The 15560-nt window shown below is 63.9% G+C and carries 19 protein-coding genes; 5 read left to right on the top strand and 14 right to left on the bottom strand.

Translation table 11 applies throughout. The annotated features are described in order from the left end of the window. Nucleotides 1-18 precede the first annotated feature (18 nt). The 14 genes from cheZ to flhD form a co-directional block, all read right to left on the bottom strand. A complete protein-coding gene (gene cheZ / locus ACFSQR_RS17445) occupies nt 19-666 on the bottom strand; it encodes a protein phosphatase CheZ (RefSeq protein WP_377731291.1) in 648 nt (215 codons plus the stop codon). After that, nucleotides 666-1058 (bottom strand): chemotaxis response regulator CheY, encoded by a 393-nt coding sequence (cheY, locus tag ACFSQR_RS17440; RefSeq protein ID WP_377731290.1) that lies wholly within the window; start codon nt 1056-1058, stop codon nt 666-668. The genes cheZ and cheY overlap by 1 nt, the downstream gene beginning before the upstream one ends. A gap of 121 nt (nt 1059-1179) precedes the next feature. Further along, nucleotides 1180-2244, bottom strand: coding sequence for a chemotaxis response regulator protein-glutamate methylesterase (locus ACFSQR_RS17435; RefSeq protein WP_377731288.1), 1065 nt, complete (start codon nt 2242-2244; stop codon nt 1180-1182). Between the two features lie 20 nt (nt 2245-2264). Next, a complete protein-coding gene (cheD, locus tag ACFSQR_RS17430) occupies nt 2265-2870 on the bottom strand; it encodes a chemoreceptor glutamine deamidase CheD (protein WP_377731287.1) in 606 nt (201 codons plus the stop codon). Then, nucleotides 2870-3700 (bottom strand): CheR family methyltransferase, encoded by an 831-nt coding sequence (locus ACFSQR_RS17425; protein ID WP_377731286.1) that lies wholly within the window; start codon nt 3698-3700, stop codon nt 2870-2872. The genes cheD and ACFSQR_RS17425 overlap by 1 nt, the downstream gene beginning before the upstream one ends. Nucleotides 3701-3810: 110 nt before the next feature. Continuing rightward, the gene (locus tag ACFSQR_RS17420; RefSeq protein WP_377731285.1) at nt 3811-4305 is read right to left on the bottom strand and encodes a chemotaxis protein CheW; all 495 of its coding nucleotides are present in this window, start codon (nt 4303-4305) and stop codon (nt 3811-3813) included. Nucleotides 4306-4314: 9 nt separating this feature from the next. Further along, the gene (gene cheA / locus ACFSQR_RS17415; RefSeq protein ID WP_377731284.1) at nt 4315-6450 is read right to left on the bottom strand and encodes a chemotaxis protein CheA; all 2136 of its coding nucleotides are present in this window, start codon (nt 6448-6450) and stop codon (nt 4315-4317) included. Between the two features lie 51 nt (nt 6451-6501). Further along, a complete protein-coding gene (locus ACFSQR_RS17410; protein ID WP_377731283.1) occupies nt 6502-6867 on the bottom strand; it encodes a response regulator in 366 nt (121 codons plus the stop codon). 57 nt (nt 6868-6924) lie between these two features. Continuing rightward, the gene (locus tag ACFSQR_RS17405) at nt 6925-7476 is read right to left on the bottom strand and encodes a chemotaxis protein (protein ID WP_377731282.1); all 552 of its coding nucleotides are present in this window, start codon (nt 7474-7476) and stop codon (nt 6925-6927) included. Nucleotides 7477-7502: 26 nt separating this feature from the next. Next, nucleotides 7503-8453, bottom strand: coding sequence for a flagellar motor protein MotB (gene motB, locus ACFSQR_RS17400; RefSeq protein WP_377731281.1), 951 nt, complete (start codon nt 8451-8453; stop codon nt 7503-7505). A 45-nt stretch (nt 8454-8498) separates the two neighbouring features. Further along, nucleotides 8499-9359 carry a flagellar motor stator protein MotA gene (gene motA, locus ACFSQR_RS17395; protein ID WP_377731280.1) on the bottom strand — a complete coding sequence of 287 codons (861 nt, stop codon included), beginning with the start codon at nt 9357-9359 and terminating at the stop codon, nt 8499-8501. 94 nt (nt 9360-9453) lie between these two features. Next, on the bottom strand, nt 9454-10251 hold the full coding sequence (locus ACFSQR_RS17390) for a class I SAM-dependent methyltransferase (protein ID WP_377731278.1): 798 nt from the start codon (nt 10249-10251) through the stop codon (nt 9454-9456). A gap of 96 nt (nt 10252-10347) precedes the next feature. Then, on the bottom strand, nt 10348-10896 hold the full coding sequence (gene flhC, locus ACFSQR_RS17385; RefSeq protein ID WP_377731277.1) for a flagellar transcriptional regulator FlhC: 549 nt from the start codon (nt 10894-10896) through the stop codon (nt 10348-10350). Nucleotides 10897-10917: 21 nt separating this feature from the next. Continuing rightward, entirely contained in the window at nt 10918-11235 is a 318-nt protein-coding gene (gene flhD, locus ACFSQR_RS17380) for a flagellar transcriptional regulator FlhD (protein WP_377731276.1), read from the bottom strand. A 705-nt stretch (nt 11236-11940) separates the two neighbouring features. On the opposite strand from flhD, the gene kynB reads away from it, so the two are divergent. From kynB to ACFSQR_RS17355, 5 genes are read left to right on the top strand one after another with little or no spacing between them, the layout of a single operon-like run. Continuing rightward, nucleotides 11941-12579: an arylformamidase gene (gene kynB / locus ACFSQR_RS17375; protein WP_377731275.1), complete on the top strand. Its 639-nt coding sequence runs from the start codon at nt 11941-11943 to the stop codon at nt 12577-12579. Between the two features lie 3 nt (nt 12580-12582). Beyond that, nucleotides 12583-13818: a kynureninase gene (gene kynU, locus ACFSQR_RS17370; RefSeq protein ID WP_377731274.1), complete on the top strand. Its 1236-nt coding sequence runs from the start codon at nt 12583-12585 to the stop codon at nt 13816-13818. 16 nt (nt 13819-13834) lie between these two features. Next, on the top strand, nt 13835-14677 hold the full coding sequence (gene kynA, locus ACFSQR_RS17365) for a tryptophan 2,3-dioxygenase (protein WP_377731273.1): 843 nt from the start codon (nt 13835-13837) through the stop codon (nt 14675-14677). 9 nt (nt 14678-14686) lie between these two features. Further along, on the top strand, nt 14687-14848 hold the full coding sequence (locus tag ACFSQR_RS17360; protein ID WP_377731272.1) for a hypothetical protein: 162 nt from the start codon (nt 14687-14689) through the stop codon (nt 14846-14848). Nucleotides 14849-14875: 27 nt separating this feature from the next. Continuing rightward, nucleotides 14876-15526, top strand: coding sequence for a hypothetical protein (locus ACFSQR_RS17355; protein WP_377731271.1), 651 nt, complete (start codon nt 14876-14878; stop codon nt 15524-15526). Nucleotides 15527-15560: the final 34 nt, after the last annotated feature.

Here is a 15560-nt window from a genome sequence, read left to right as displayed (position 1 = left end):
GTGCGGCGCCGGCCAGTATCAGAAGCCGAGCGAGTCGAGCAGGTCGTCGACCTGGCCCTGGTTCGCGACCACGTCGTTATTGCCTTCGGGGTTGATCTGCGGTCCGTTCAGCAGGCTGTTGTCGAACTCGCGCTTCACTTCGGCGGGCGCGAAATCGACCAGCATCTGCACCAGCTGCTGTTCAAGGTTCTGGGCGATGGTGGTCACGCGCGAGATCACCTGGCCGGTCAGGTCCTGGAAATCCTGCGCCATCATGATGTCCATCAGGTAGCGGCGGGTGGCGGCGGTGCCGGCCTGCGCTTCGCCCAGCCGGGCGATGGTCTGCTCGGCGAGCTCGCGGGCGGGGCCCTGCAGCGTGCCGGCATCGAGCATGGCCTGCCAGGACGAGGACAGCGCGCCTGCGTCGGCGGCGATCTTGTCCTGCAGCGGGCTGGCCGCGTCGGTGGCGTTGAGCACGCGCTGCGCGGCCTGCTCGCTCATCTTGGCGACGTACGAGAGCCGGTCGCGCGCATCGGGGATGTCGCTGGCGGCTTTTTCAATCAGTTTGTCCAGGCCCAGGCCGCGCAGGTTTTCGTGCAGCGCGCGCGTCATGTGGCCGATGCGGGCAAGCACCTCCTGGTTCGTGCCCTCAGGCGCCAATTGGGCGGCGCCGGCAAGCTGGGACATCAGTTCGCTCCCAGCTTCTCGAAGATCTTGTTCAGCTTTTCGTCCAGCGTGGCGGCCGTGAATGGCTTGACCACGTAGCCGTTGGCGCCGGCTTGCGCGGCGGCGATGATGTTTTCCTTCTTGGCTTCCGCGGTCACCATCAGCACCGGCAGCTTGGCCAGCTGTGGATCGGCACGGATGTTCTGCAGCATGGTCAGGCCGTCCATATTCGGCATGTTCCAGTCGGAGACAACGAAGTCGAACGGTTCGCTGCGCAGCTTGGCCAGCGCCATCACGCCGTCTTCAGCCTCGTCGACGTTGGCATATCCCAGCTCCTTCAACAGATTCCGGACAATGCGGCGCATCGTCGAGAAATCGTCTACTACTAAAAAACGCATCTTTGGGTCTGCCATGAAGGACTCCGTGTTTCTCTATTCTGGTTGGTTGGTATCAGCCATGCTGAAGCAGGAAGCATAGCATTTTTTTGTTGCCTCTAAGCATAAAAGTAGGCGATTCGGCTCTGCTTTGCATGGATCAGACACGCAGCGAGCGGCTGCTGTTGGCGGCCAGATGGCCCAGCACCATGCCCGGCAATGCGGACAGCGAACCTACTTCGTGGGTGGCGCCGAGCGCGATCGCTTCGCGCGGCATGCCGAACACCACGCAGGAAGCCTCGTCCTGGGCAAAATTATACGCCCCTGCCGTCTTCATCTCCAACATGCCCTGGGCGCCGTCCTTGCCCATGCCCGTCAGGATCACGCCGACCGCGTTCTTGCCCGCCGCGCGCGCGGCCGATCGGAACAGCACGTCGACCGACGGGCGGTGGCGGTTGACGGGGTCGGTTTGTTCGACGCGGGTGACGTAGTTCGCGCCCGAGCGGGCCAGCAGCAGGTGCGAATGGCCGGGCGCGACCAGCGCATGGCCCGGCAGCACGCGCTCGTCGCCCTGCGCCTCGCGCACCGAGATCTTGCAGAGCGAGTCGAGACGGCGCGCGAACGAGCTGGTGAAGCCTTCCGGCATGTGCTGGGCGATCAGGATGCCCGGGCAGTCGGACGGCATCTGCATCAGGAATTCGCGGATCGCCTCGGTGCCGCCGGTGGATGCGCCGATGATGATCAGCTTCTCGGACGAGGTGAGCGGGTTGCGCAGCTGCGGCAGCGGCGCCGACGGCGCGCCCTGCCCGGCCGCCAGGCGCTTGATGCGCGCGCGGGCCGCGCCCCGGATCTTGTCCGAGATCAGTTCGGCGTACTCGCGCATGCCGGTCTGGATCGAGATTTTCGGCTTGGTGACGAAATCGACCGCACCCAGTTCCAGCGCGCGCATGGTGATTTCGGAACCGCGTTCGGTCAGCGAGGAGACCATCACCACCGGCATCGGGCGCAGGCGCATCAGGCGCTCCAGGAAGTCCAGGCCGTCCATCTTCGGCATCTCGACGTCCAGGGTCAGCACGTCCGGGTTGGTCTGCTTGATCAGTTCGCGCGCCACCAGCGGGTCGGGCGCGACGCCGACCACTTCCATGTCCGGCTGGCTGGAGATAATTTCCGTCATCACGCTGCGTATCAGCGCCGAATCGTCGACGATCAACACTTTGATTTTCATGGTCATTGCCTTTTTTATTCTCAGAACAGGTCGATTTCGCCGGCGACCGGTTCGACCTTGAGGCGGCTGGCGTAATCGAGTTCGCGTTTTGCCACGGTATCGTTCTGGGTCTGCATCAGCTTTTTCACCAGCACCTTGCCGGTGCGCGGGAAGAAATACACCTTGCGCGGGTAGATGTCGTTCAGGTCTTCGGCCACCACGCGGATCTGCTCCGTCTTCAGGTAGTTCATCACGAAGGCCGCATTGCGTTCGCCCACGTTCATCGCGGTAAAGCCGCGCAGCACCGCGCCGCCGCCGAACACCTTCGCTTCCAGGTTCTCGCGGCGCGCGCCGGCCTTGAGCAGTTCGTTGATCAGGACCTCCATCGCGAAGGTCCCGTAGCGCATCGAGGCCGACACCGGGCTGGCCGGATCGCCGCCGTCGGGCAGCATGAAGTGGTTCATCCCGCCCAGGCCCGTGACGCGGTCGCGGATGCAGGCGGCCACGCAGGAGCCGAGCACGGTCACGATCAGCATGTCCTGGCCGGTGTAATAGAACTCGCCCGGCAGGATCTTGGCCGCATCGCAATCGAAGGTGCGGTCGTAGTAGACGTTGGTGGCGAACTGCCGCTCAGTGTTCCCGTTCATCAGGCCCCCGCCAGTTCATACACCGTCTTGCCGCGCAGGCGCAGCGCCTCGGACACGTACAGGAAGTTTTCGGAGTGCCCCGCGAACAATAACGCGTGCGGCTTCATCAGCGGCACGAAACGCGCCAGGATCTTGCGCTGCGTCGCCTTGTCGAAGTAGATCATCACGTTGCGGCAGAAGATCGCGTCGAACTGCCCGCCCACGCTCCAGCTGTCCGACAGCAGGTTCAGGGGGCGGAAGCTGATCAGCTTTTGCAGCTCCGGGCGCACGCGCACGAAGCCGGCCTGCGCGCCCTTCCCGCGCAGGAAGAACTGGCGCAGCCGCTCCTGGTCCATCTTGCCGATCCGCTCGATCGGGTACACGCCGCGTTCGGCGGTGGCCAGCACGTTGGTGTCGATGTCGGTGGCGATCACCTGGACCGGCGGGGTCATCGAACCGAAGGCCTCGCACAGCGTCATCGCGATCGAATAGGCTTCCTCGCCGGTGGAGCTGGCGGCGCACCAGACCGTGATCGGTTGCTCGCGCAGGCCGCGCACATGCTCGGCCAGCAGCGGGAAATGGTGCGCTTCGCGGAAGAACGAGGTCAGGTTGGTGGTCAGCGCATTGGTGAAGGACTCCCACTCGTCCTGCATGCGGCCTGCTTCGAGGTCGTCGAGGTAGCGCGAGAAGGAACCGATGCCGGTCGCGCGCAGGCGCCGCGCCAGGCGGCTGTACACCATCTCCTGCTTGCTGGCGGCCAGCGAGATGCCGGCGCGCTGGTAGATCAGGGCGCGCACGCGTTCGAAATCACTATGCGTGAAGTTGAACTCTTTCGTTGTTTCGGGTTTCATCGCGGTACTTAAAGCTTCAGGTGTTTCGGTGTTCGATACCGCATGCGCGATTCAGACTAAGGAAAAATGGGGACAGACCCCATTTTCGAAATGGGGTCTGTCCCCATTTTTTATGCGGCGAGCTTTTCGAGCAGGCCCATGTCCGGCGAGGACATCAGGCGGTCGATGTCGATCAGGATCAGCATGCGCTCGTCGATGGTGCCGAGGCCCATCAGGACCTGCGCGTCGAACGAGGATCCCATCTCCGGCGCCGGGCGGATCTGCTCGCGCGTGAGCGTGGTCACGTCGGAGACGCTGTCCACCACCATGCCGACCACGCGGCCACCCACATTCAGGATGATCACGACGGTGAACTGGTCGTACACGGGCGTGCCGAGCTGGAATTTGATGCGCATGTCCACCACCGGGATGATGATGCCGCGCAGGTTGATCACGCCCTTGATGAACTCGGGCGCGCTGGCGATGCGGGTCACGGCTTCGTAGCCGCGGATTTCCTGCACCTTGAGGATGTCGATGCCGTACTCCTCGTCGCCGAGCGTAAAGGCCAGGAATTCGCGCGCGCCTTCGGCGTCGAGCCGGCTGGTTTCCTGCACTGGGTTGGACATGGTGGGCTCCTAGGAAAAAATGGATTCGTCGGTGAGCTGGCGCGAGGAACGGATCAGCGCCGAGACGTCGAGGATCAGGGAGACGCCGCCATCGCCAAGGATGGTGGCGCCGGAAATGCCGGTGACCTTGCGGTAGTTCGATTCGAGGTTCTTGACCACGACCTGCTGCTGGCCCACCAGTTCATCCACGAACAGGCCGGCCTTCTTGCCGTCCGATTCGATAATGACCACGATGCCCTGCGAGGGGTCGGTGTGGCGCGGGACGATGTCGAACATCTGGTGCAGCGGCACCAGCGGCAGGTAGTCGCCGCGCACCTTGAGCACGCGGCCCTTGCCGGCGATCTCGCGGATGTCGTCCGCCGCCGGCTGCAGCGATTCGGACACGAAACCGAGCGGCAGGATGTAGATCTCCTCGCCGCAGCGGATCGACATGCCGTCCAGGATCGCCAGCGTGAGCGGCAGCGAGATCGAGATGGTGGTGCCGAAGCCCTTGGCCGAGCGGATGTCGATGGTCCCGGAGAGCGCTTCGATATTGCGCTTGACGACGTCCATGCCGACGCCGCGGCCCGACACGTCAGTGACGATGTCGGCGGTCGAGAAGCCCGGCGCGAAGATCAGCTGCCAGACCTCGGCGTCGCTCATGCTGTCGGAGACGGCCAGGCCGTTCTCGGCCGCCTTGGCCAGGATGCGCTCGCGGTTCAGGCCACCGCCGTCGTCCGAGACTTCGATGACGATATTGCCGCCCGAGTGGCCGGCCGACAGGAACAGGCGCCCGGTCTCGGTCTTGCCGGCCGCGCGGCGCGCTTCCGGCATCTCGATGCCATGGTCGATGCTGTTGCGGACCAGGTGCGTGAGCGGATCGACGATGCGCTCGATCAGGCCCTTGTCCAGTTCCGTGGCGGCGCCGTGGGTGATGAAGTCGACCTTCTTGCCCAGCTTGCCGGCCAGGTCGCGCACCATGCGCGGGAAGCGCGAGAACACGAAGTCCATCGGCAGCATGCGGATCGACATCACCGCTTCCTGCAGGTCGCGCGTGTTGCGGGTCAGCTGGCTGACCGAGGACAGCAGGCGCTCGTGCAGCATCGGGTCGAGCGTGCTGCTGCGCTGCTCGATCATCGCCTGTGTGATCACCAGTTCGCCGACCAGGTTGATCAGCTGGTCGACCTTTTCGATCGACACGCGGATCGACGAGGACTCGGCCGCCGGTCCCGGCGTGCCCTTCTCTTCCTTCTTTGCCTTTTTCTCGACCGCTTCCTCGGCGGCCGGCGCGGCTTCCGCCTTGATGCCGGCGGCGGCGCGGATGTCTTCCAGCGGCTGGAAGAAGCCATAGCCCTGGTTGTGCTCCTGCGCGGCGCGCGGCGCGGCGGCTGCCGGCGCCGGGTCGTCCATGTCGAAGAAGCCGTAGCCCAGTTCCTGCTCGGCCATGGCGCGCTCGGCCTGCTCCGCCTTGCGCTGCTCCTCGGTGTATGGCGCTTCCTGGACCTTGAGGTCGTCCGGATTGAAGATGAACGAGCAGATCGCGATCAGGTCGTCGGCGGTTTCCAGCGTGGTGACGGTGAGCGCATGGCGTCCGCCCGGCAGCGGCGAGACCGCAACGCGGCCCAGCAGGCCCATCTCGGCGGTGAGCGCGTCGATGTCGCGCTGGGCCGCGGGCGGCACTTCGATGCGGTAGCGGCGCGCGCCCTCCAGCTCGGGGTGGGCGTTCGACTGCTTGGCCAGCGAGAATGCGGGCGCCGGGCGCGACACCTGCGGCACCGGGTCCTCGGACAGGTGCTGCAGCATCATGCGCACGTCGCCGACGGCGTCCTTGTCCACGTGGGCGCCGTTGCGGTGCCCGTCCAGCTGCATCTTGAGCGAGTCCTTGGCCGCCAGGAAGGCATCCACATGCTCCTTGGTCAGCGCCATCTCGCCCTTGCGGATGCGGTCCAGCAGCGACTCGAGGACGTGGGTCACCTCGGTCATGTCGTTCAGGCCGAACGTCGAGGCCCCGCCCTTCACCGAATGGGCGGTGCGGAAGACCGCGTTCAGGTCCTCCGGGTCGGGCGATGCGACGTCCACGGCCAGCAGCAGCCGCTCCATTTCAGCCAGCAGTTCCTCGGCTTCGTCGAAGAAGACCTGGAAAAACTGGCTAATGTCGATGGTCATGATGAAACTCCGTGTATTCGGCGGTGCTGCAATGCAGGCATCAATGCCGCATTAGCCGATGACTTTCTTGACCACTTCGATCAGTCGTTGCGGGTCGAACGGCTTGACCAGCCAGCCGTTGGCGCCGGCGGCGCGGCCCTTGGATTTCATCTCGTCGGACGATTCGGTCGTGAGCATCAGGATGGGCACCTTGGCGTAGTCGTCCAGCGCGCGCAGTTCGCGGATCAGCGCCAGGCCGTCCATGCGCGGCATGTTCTGGTCGGTCAGGACCAGGTCGACCACCTGCTGCTTCGCCTTGTCCAGGCCATCCTGGCCGTCGACCGCTTCCACCACCTGGTAGCCGGCCGCCTTCAGGGAGAACGCCACCATCTGGCGCAGCGAACTGGAGTCGTCTACCGCGAGAATTGTTTTTGCCATGTCTGCTCCTGATTCTTGTGTTTTGTTTGTCGTGAAGGACTGCGCCGCGCGCGCCTCTCAGAATAATTCGATGTCGCCGCTTTCCAGGTGCTGCTGGCTGACCGACTTGCGCAGCACGCTGCGCAGCTCGAGCGACTGGATCGCGAGCGCCATGCTGACCTTGCCCAGCAGCTCCGAGATCTGCTCGGGATCGCTCTCCGGGTTCATGTGGGCGCCGTGCGCGCCCAGCGTGGCGAGGAACTCGCGCAGGCCGGTCACGCGCTTGAGCGTACGGTCGAGCAGCTGGCTGGTCATGTCCTGGAACTGCATGCTGGTGATCGCCGCGTTCACGTGCACGCCCACCTGGCCGGACATCGCTTCCAGCCCGGCTGCCTGCTGCGGATCGGGCTTGCCGCCTGCCAGCAGCAGGTTGATCGTGTCCTGCTGCGCGCCGACCGCCGCGTTGATCGCGATGAAGTTCGCGGTCAGCTTCTCGATCGCTTCCTCGAGCAGCAGCTCGGTCTGGATCAGGTCCGCTTCCACCTCCGTGAGGTGGCGCTTGCCGTGGTCGGACACGCCCGACAGCAGCCGCTTCACATGCGAGCCCAGGATCTTCTTACGCCTTGTCATCCATCCCCTCCATCCTCTTCACCTGCCTACTGCACTGCCGGCGCCACTGCGCCAGCCGGCGGCACTGTCGCGGAAGCTTCTTCCGGCGCGGTCGGCGCCGCGACCTCCAGCCTGCCGCTTTCGCGCGCCACCGCTTCTTCCGTCTTCTTGTTCATGACGATGATGCTGATGCGCCGGTTGATCGGGTTGAACGGATCCTTGTCATCCAGGTTCACCGCCGAGGCCAGGCCCACCACGCGCATCAGTTTGTTCTCGTCCATGCCGGCCGCCACCAGCTCGCGCCGGCTGGCGTTGGCGCGGTCCGCCGACAGCTCCCAATTGGTGTAGCCGGCGTTGGCCGGATACGGCGTCAGGTCGGTATGGCCCGAAATGCCGATCTTGTTGGGCACGTCGTTCAGCACCGAGCCGATCGCGATCAGGATGTCGCGCGTGTAGTCCTGCAGCCGGGCCGAGGCCAGCGCGAACATCGGGCGCTTCTGCTCGTCCACGATCTGGATGCGCAGTCCTTCGCTGGTGATGTCGAGCAGCAGCTGGTTCTTGAACTTGCGCAGCTGCGGGTTGGCCTCGATGGTCTGTTCGATGCGGGCCTTGAGCTGGTCCAGCCGCGCCCGTTCCGCGCGCTCAAGCTGCATCTTCGCCGCGCGCAAGTCGTAGGTCTTGCGTTCCGGCAAAGTTTCGCCTTTCTTGACCTGGCCGTCCTTGCGCGACAGGTCGGTGCCGCCGCCCTGGATCACGGACGAGGAGTCGCCGCTGCCCGAGCCGCCCGACATGGCCACTTTGAGGGGGGTCTTGAAGTATTCCGAGATGCCATTCAGGTCGCCCTTGGTGGTCGAGCCGAGCAGCCACATCAACAGGAAGAAGGCCATCATCGCGGTCACGAAGTCGGCGTACGCGATCTTCCAGGCGCCACCGTGGTGGCCGCCGCTGACCTTCTTGATCCGTTTGACGATAATCGGTCGTAAACCGTCATCGGCCATAAGCACTCCGCATAGCAAGCATGATGTTCACAGGATAAGTCGCGCTTACTTTGCCTTCGACTTCTTGATGTGCTCTTCGAGCTCCATGAAGCTCGGGCGCTCGGTCGAGTACAGCACCTTGCGGCCGAATTCCACCGCCAGCGCCGGCGCGTAGCCGTTCAGGCTGGCCAGCAGGGTGACCTTGATGCACTGGTACATCTTGGCCTCTTCCTCGACCTTTTGCTCCAAGACCGAGGATAGCGGCGTGACGAATGCATAGGCCAGCAGGATGCCCAGGAAGGTACCGACCAGCGCTTTCGCGATCAGGATGCCCAACTCGGCCGGCGGGATACCCACCGATTCCATCGTGTGCACAACCCCCATCACCGCCGCGACGATACCGAAGGCAGGCAGGCCATCGCCAACCTTGGCGATCACATGCGCCGGCACCAGCGCTTCATGATGGTGCGTCTCGATCTCGTTGTCCATCAGGTTTTCGATCTGGAAGGCATCCATGTTTCCGGACACCATCAGGCGCAGGTAGTCGGTGATGAACTCGACCACGTGCGGATCGGCCAGCACGGCCGGGTACTTGGAGAACAGGGGGGATTCTGCCGGCGCCTCGATGTCGCCTTCAATCGACATCAGGCCTTCCTTGCGGACCTTGGAGAGCACGTCGAACAGCAGCGCCATCAGTTCCATGTAGAGCGCGCGGGTGAACACCGAGCCCTTGAATGCCTTCGGCAGTGCGGACATCGTGGCCTTGATGGCCTTGGCGTTGTTACCGACGAAGAAGGCGCCCACGGCGGCGCCACCGATCATCAGCAATTCAAGCGGCTGGAACAGCGCAGCAAGGTGACCGCCGGTCAGTACGAATCCGCCGAAGACGGATGCACAAACGATCACATATCCAATCAGTACTAACAAAGCGTGCTGCTCCCATTGTTAAAGTAAATTCCTACCGGTAACTACGATAGCGTGAAGCATGTAACCGGGCAAGTAATAATGGCCTTGGTGTCGCCTAAAAGTCCCACATGTAAAGACGGGGGCCACCCGGTTTGACATTTACCGTTCGCGTGGGCGGATGGCCGGGAATATCGAACTCATAACTTGCCAGGATCGCGCCCGGCCGCATCTCGGAACTGGCCTTCTCCCAAAGCGCCGGCATGGCGGCCGGGGACAAGTAGGCAAATACGGCGTCGTAGTCGGAAAACTTGAGGGCGGCGTAGTCGCCGCGCACGAAACGGGCCCGCGTGCCGGCGGCGCGCAGGCGGCTGACCAGCCAGGGCAGCGGTGCCAGCTCGATGCCGGTAACGCTCCAGTCCGGGTAGCGGCGCGCCAGGTCGAGGGTGAAGCCGCCGAGTCCGCTGCCGATGTCGATCACCTTCAGCGGACGGCCGGCCGGAACTGCGTCGGCGAACGCCCTCCAGACCGCGCTGCCCGAGGGATAGTACGGGACCCTGGTGCGGAAGGTCGACCAATAGCTGATCAGCATGACAAGGAACACAGCCAGGTAGATCCATGCCGGGACGGCGAAGGACCGGGCCGCCAGCAGGAGGACCGGGAATACAAACTGGATCGGCAGCCACCATACGGGCAGGCGCGCACGCCAGGAGATCGCCGCGGCCAGCGCGCCCTGCACCAGCGCGGCTGTGGCAAACCCGGGCGCCAGGCCGGCCCGGGCGGCGCCATACACTATGAATAAGGTGGGAATGAACACGCCGGCCTGGATCAGCGCGGCGCGAACCGCCGGAAGGGCAAGCCAGCTCATAGGGATGTGGGCGTTAACGCCGTCATCCCGGCGCAGGCCGGGATCCATACTGAGTCGGTCGGCAGGAATGAAGTCGCCATGGGGAGATACAGCATGGATCCCGGCTTGCGCCGGGATGACGGTGGGGGATTCGGGAATGGGCGGTCAGGCGGCGAGCAGCGCGGCGGCGTCTTTGGCCTTGCGGGTCTTGCCGGCGCGCGAAGGCATGTGGCACAGGCCGCACAGGTAGCCCTGGTTCAGGTCCATGGTATCGACCACGAACTTGCCCTGGCATTTGTCGCAGCAGGCGGTGCTCAGCATGTCGCTCTGGAAGAAGCGCACCAGCGTCCATGCGCGGGTCAGCGACAGCACCGGCTCTTCGCCCGCTTCCGGCGGCATTTGTTCGAGGTACAGCTTGTACGCCTTCATCACGGCCTGGATGCCGGTCGCTCCGGCGTGCTCCACCAGGAACTTGTGGATGTTAATGAACAGCGAGGAATGGATGTTCGGCTGCCAGGTCAGGAACCAGTCGGTCGAGAACGGGAGCATGCCCTTTGGAGGGGAGACGCCGCGCAGCTCCTTGTACAGCTTGAGCAGGCGCTCGCGCGACAGCGACACTTCGGTTTCCAGCAGTTGCAGGCGGGCACCCAGCTTGATCAGTTCGATGGCCAGCTGGATTTCCTGTGCTTCCGAGACGACGCTTTTCTTGCTCATGTTTCCGCTCCTGGGGGATGCTTAGGCGATTTCTTCGACAGCCTGGCCGGCCATCAGGATGGCGGCGTGCGACTGGGCCAGCGCACGGTCCTTGCTGTGGCTGGTCAGCATGGACAGGATGGCGGTGTCGTCGAAGCGGAAGCGGGCCAGCATCATGTTGCCGGAAGCGAGCTTGAGGATCTGGGCATTGCTCATGCTTTCGATCAGGTCGGCGATCTCGGCGGAGATGCCCAGGCGGAAAATGGCGGTGACCTTGTCTGCGCGGATCATTTGCTGAGCCAGCATCAGGTAGCTGAGGTTGGCGTCGCGAATCTCAGCCATCATGTCGTTTGCAGTCATTTTGCCTCTCCTGTTAGTCACACCTGGCGATTATGTTTGCGTTGCCAGTGAGAAGCATTGTGACCGTGGAGAAACTTTGCGGGAATAGGGGAAGGTCTGTATTTTGAGTCCGGAAATAGCGGACGCGACCCGTCGGCGTTTGTCCTACAAACACGCGCGGATCGACCTATTCTCCCTATGAAGACAGGGGTACGGAAGATGGTGGCCGAAGCCCAGATTGTGGTCCCTTACGACTGTTGCGCTAGAACAACCATACGTCGTTTACGTCAACACTTCGTCCAACTTTAGGGTGCGGCGGGAATTTTTTTTGCTCTTGGCATCCGCCGTCGATAGGGTTTTCGGCAGCGCTTTGGAAAACTTTAGGGTTGTTTGCAAAAATTTTTAAAAATTTTTCGAACCACCCTGAACGCGCATTACTGCCCTATCGAAGACGGTAACGGCAGCGGTTATGAGAACTTTAGGGTCTCGCGCGAAAAAATTTGAAATATTTTTCATCATGTTACAAACCGTACAAACGACCACGATTCCTGTAACAACTGGCCCGATCTGCGCGCAATGGTGCCGATCCTGCGATATCGTGACTCATTCAACAACATTCGGGCCGATCCGCGCGGATCTGCATGTATTTGTTGCCAACTGGTCAATTTATTAGCCATCGGGACACAAATGCTTGTAAACTTCCGCATCCAATCCTGAGAACGCCCCATGCCTGCTGACACCATCTGGGACATCAGCCCGCTGATCTCCGCCGCCATTCCCGTTTGGCCGGGCGACACGCCTTTCGACGCCGCGCCGACCTGGGAAATCAAGGATGGCTGCCCGGTCCACGTCAGCAAGATGACGATGACCACCCACCTGGGCGCGCACACCGACGCCCCCAGCCACTACGACAGCGCCGGCAAGACCATCGACCAGGTCAGCCTGCAGACCTATATTGGCCCGTGCCGCGTGATCCACTGCATCGGCGCCGCGCGCGTCGAGGCCGCGCACCTGGAAGGCAAGCTCGATGGCACCCCGCCGCGCGTGATCGTTCGCACCTATGCCAGCGCGCCGCGCGACTGGGACGCGGGGTTCGCGCCGATCGCGCCGGAAGCCATCGCCCTCCTCGCACGCCACGGCGTGACGCTAATTGGCACCGACACCGCCTCGCTCGACCCCCAAGATTCCAAGACGCTGGACGCCCACCACACGGTGCGCACGCACGGCATGGCGATCCTCGAAGGCGTGGTCCTCGACGACGTCGCGGAAGGCGACTACGAACTGGTCGCCCTCCCCCTCAAACTGGCCGGCATGGATGCCAGCCCGGTGCGCGCGATCCTGCGCCGCCAGAACAAGGAGAATTGATTGATGACCCGCGAAGACTGCGTGGCGCGCGACGAGCGCGACCCGCTTGGCCTGCTCCGCAACGCGTTCGACCTGCCGGAAGGCGTGATCTACCTGGACGGTAACTCGCTGGGCGCGCGCCCGAAAGCAGCGCTGGCGCGGGCCACCGACGTGGTGGCGCAGGAATGGGGCCGCGACCTGATCAAGAGCTGGAATACCGCCGGCTGGTTCGACATGCCGCGCCGCCTGGGCGACATGCTGGCGCCACTGATCGGCGCCGCCGCCGGCGAAGTCGTCGTCACCGACACCACCTCGCTCAATCTGTTCAAGGCACTGGCCGCCGCCGTCAAGCTGCAGGCGTCCAGCGCGCGCCGCGTGATCGTCACCGAGCGCAGCAACTTCCCGACCGATATCTACATGGCGCAGGGCCTCGCGTCCTGGCTCGAGCGCGGCTACACCGTGCGGCTGGTCGACAGTGTCGACGAGATTCCCGCAGCGGTCGACCAGGACTGCGCCGTGCTGATGCTCACCCACGTGAACTACCGCACCGGCTACCAGCACGACATGGCCGCACTGTCGGCGCATGCGCGCGCCCAGGGCGCGCTCACCGTCTGGGACCTGGCACATTCCGCCGGCGCCGTGCCGGTCGACCTGCACGCGGCGGGCGCCGACTTCGCCGTCGGCTGCACCTATAAATACCTGAACGGCGGCCCCGGCGCGCCGGCCTTCATCTGGGTGCCGCAGCGGCACCAGGCCGCGTTCGTCCATCCGCTGTCCGGCTGGTGGGGCCACGCCGCGCCGTTCGACATGGCGCCCGACTTCGCGCCCTGCTCCGGCATCGGCCGCGCCCTGTGCGGCACGCAGCCGGTGGTGTCGCTGGCGATGGTCGAGTGCGGACTCGATATCTTCGCGCGCACCAGCATGCAGGACATCCGCGCCAAGTCGCTCGAACTGACCGACCTGTTCATCGAGCTGGTCGAATCGCGCTGCGACGGCCATCCTTTGGAACTGGTCACGCCACGCGAACACGCCAGGCGCGGCAGCCACGTGAGCTTCACGCACCCGCACGGCTACGCCGTCATGCAGGCATTGATCGAACGCGGCGTGATCGGCGACTACCGCGAGCCGGCCATCATGCGCTTCGGCTTCACGCCGCTGTACACGGGCTACGCCGACGTCTGGGACGCGGTCGCCATCCTCAAGGATATCCTTGACGGACAGGCCTACGACATCAACACGCGCCGCGGCGCGGTCACCTGAGAACACGAGGAACACCATGTCCGATACCAAAGACAAGGACGCCAAATCCTGGCACGGCGCCCGCATGGACTTCAGCAAGACCATGAGCTACGGCGACTACCTGGGCCTGGACAAGATCCTGAATGCGCAGCACCCGCTCTCGCCGAACCACAACGAGATGCTGTTCATCATCCAGCACCAGACCAGCGAATTGTGGCTCAAGCTGATGCTGCACGAGCTGCACGCAGTGCGCGAGAACCTGCGCAGCGACAGCCTGGAACCGGCCTTCAAGATGCTCGCGCGCGTGGCCCGCATCATGGACCAGCTGGTGCATGCGTGGGACGTGCTGGCGACCATGACGCCGCCGGAATACACTGCCATCCGCCCCTACCTCGGCGCCTCATCCGGCTTCCAGTCGCACCAGTACCGCGAGCTCGAATTCGTCCTCGGGAACAAAAACTCAGCCCTGCTGGCGGTGCATCAGTCCACCGCCGCGCACGAAGTGCTCGAGCGCGAGCTGCACACGCCGTCGGTGTACGACGAGTCGGTGATGCTGCTGGCGCGCAGCGGCTTCGACATCGACCGCGACCGCATCGAACGCGACTGGACCACGCCGACAGTATCGAACGCCTCGGTCAAGGAAGCATGGCTGGGCGTGTACCGCGATCCCGAGCTGCACTGGGCGCTGTACGAGCTGGCGGAAAAGCTGGTGGACCTGGAGACCGCCTTCCGCTTCTGGCGCTTCCGCCACGTCTCGACGGTCGAGCGCATCATCGGCTTCAAGACTGGCACCGGCGGCACCGCGGGCGTGAGCTACCTGCGCAAGATGCTCGACGTGGTGCTGTTCCCCGAGCTGTTCGAGCTGCGCACCGAGCTATAAGGACACCCCATGTGGACCATCATCATCCTCGTCCTGTTCGTCGTCGCGGGGGTCGCCGCGCTGGCGCTGGCGCTGCGCGCGAAGCCGGCCCAGCGCAATAACAGCGCGCGGAACGACAACGATTCGGCGCCCGCGACACCTGATGGTGGCGGCGACGGCAACGCAGACTGACCTGCTCCATCGACAGGAGAATGGCAAGTGAAAGAATGGATCGCGGCCTGCGCACTCGGCCTGGTCACCCATAGCGCCACAGCCAGCGCTGTAGTGCCTGCCGAATTCGGCATCGGGCCGTGGCGGATCGGCATGACGAGCGCTCAGGTGCTGTCGTTCGCGGATTTTGGTCCCTACAGGAGCGATCCCGAGAACAGCGGTATCGAGACGGCGAACGGTCTTTTCGGAGGCAAACGCTCCACCGTTTCCTTTGCCTTCGACAAGGGAGCATTGAGCACGATCCAGGTCTGGAAATACGAGGGCAGCGAACCCGCAGCCGCGAAAGAAGCGATCCTGGATGTATACAGATTGTTCGTACAGCGCTTCGGCGGCGCCACCGTTGATGGCGTCGATGTCGACGGCAAGGCGGAGCTTTCCGAAGGTGCGCTCAAGGCCGTACTGGATTCAACGATCGATGGAACGATCAAGGCAGCCGCGGACATGCGCAAGCAGAATCCGGGAACGATGGTGGCAGCGACGTTCGATATGCGGCCAGTGAAGCAACCGGCCGGCAGCCGCCTTCAGCTGCGGTGGCGCTATACGAGCAAATACAACTCCCTGTACGTGGTCCTCTACCAGGATCGCGCGAACGCCCCGCTACGCAAAATGGAATCCGCGTTCGAGGTTTCGGCAGAGTGAGGCGGAACAAAAACGCCGGCTTGCAAGCCGGCGT

Origin of the sequence: Pseudoduganella sp. GCM10020061 (assembly GCF_042683405.1) — a bacterium.
GTDB lineage: Bacteria > Pseudomonadota > Gammaproteobacteria > Burkholderiales > Burkholderiaceae_D > Telluria.
The sequence above is the reverse complement of the archived record's forward strand: the minus strand, read 5'-3'. Positions and strand labels throughout refer to the sequence as shown.